The 898-nt window shown below is 56.9% G+C and carries 2 protein-coding genes; both read left to right on the top strand.

What is annotated here, in order from left to right; all coding sequences use genetic code 11:
* Positions 1-270: 270 nt before the first annotated feature.
* Entirely contained in the window at positions 271-534 is a 264-nt protein-coding gene (locus tag E2L05_RS20570; protein ID WP_085838111.1) for a BrnT family toxin, read from the top strand.
* Positions 521-736: a type II toxin-antitoxin system BrnA family antitoxin gene (brnA, locus tag E2L05_RS20565; protein ID WP_133344891.1), complete on the top strand. Its 216-nt coding sequence runs from the start codon at positions 521-523 to the stop codon at positions 734-736. Before E2L05_RS20570 ends, brnA begins: the two co-directional genes overlap by 14 nt.
* Positions 737-898 lie beyond the last annotated feature (162 nt).

The raw sequence follows: 898 nt of genomic DNA, 5'->3' as shown, positions 1-898 counted from the left end.
GTTCGAGGACGAGAACCAGGCCGTTGCGGCTCTGGTCACACTGGAAGCCTCCAAGCGTCAGCGCGGCTATTGGGTGGAGCCTCAGCAGCTGGCGATGTTCAGATGATAGCGTGACGGACTCGCACAAGCCTCTTGACTGGCCAGCAACGCCGCCCGCATGTCCTAAGGACATGCGGGCGGCGTTGCTGCTTTTTAGCTGAGTAAATCTCGTCATTGTAGTGCGGCTAAAAAGTATAGTAATTATACCATTTTCAACATATATTGCCTCTTATGAAGTTCGAGTATGACCCCGACAAAAGCGCCGCGAACCGTGAGAAGCACGGGATCGACTTTGATGAGGCCCAGGCCCTCTGGGATGATCCTTATCTGATCGAGGCCCCTGCCAACGTCACGGATGAGCCACGCTTTCTGGCGGTTGGCATGATCGCGGCCAGACACTGGACGGCTGTCTACACATACCGGAGCGACCGGGTGCGGATCATCTCCGTGCGCCGCGCTCGCAAGCAGGAGATTGACCATTATGAAGGCGACTGAATTCGACGAACGCTTCGACGCGGGCGAAGACATGTCCGCCCATGTCGATTGGACAAAGGAGCGCCGCCTCAATGTCGAGGCCAAGCGGGTGAACGTGGATTTCCCGACCTGGGTCGTTGCCGGTCTGGACCGGCAGGCCCAGAAGCTCGGCATCACCCGTCAGGCATTGATCAAGATGTGGATCGCGGAGCGGCTAGAGTAAACTGATCGAGTTTAGCCGGTCCTGGACCAGCTACGCGAGTTGTCGTTCGAGCTTGAGTTTCCGAGCCTTCCAATCCGGCATGACGCGCCTCAAGAGGTCAAAGTGTTGATTTCTGCTGAGAAGTGACCCGGTAGCCCCCCAAATTTTCACTGAGAACTGACC

Source organism: Meridianimarinicoccus aquatilis (assembly GCF_004358675.1).
In the GTDB taxonomy this organism is placed as follows: domain Bacteria; phylum Pseudomonadota; class Alphaproteobacteria; order Rhodobacterales; family Rhodobacteraceae; genus Meridianimarinicoccus; species Meridianimarinicoccus aquatilis.
The sequence above is the reverse complement of the archived record's forward strand: the minus strand, read 5'-3'. Positions and strand labels throughout refer to the sequence as shown.

Bases quoted from the DNA above. Each gene is read 5' to 3' on its own strand.
- brnA (WP_133344891.1), top strand. From the start codon at position 521: ATGAAGGCGACTGAATTCGACGAACGCTTCGACGCGGGCGAAGACATG.
- E2L05_RS20570 (WP_085838111.1), top strand. From the start codon at position 271: ATGAAGTTCGAGTATGACCCCGACAAAAGCGCCGCGAACCGTGAGAAG.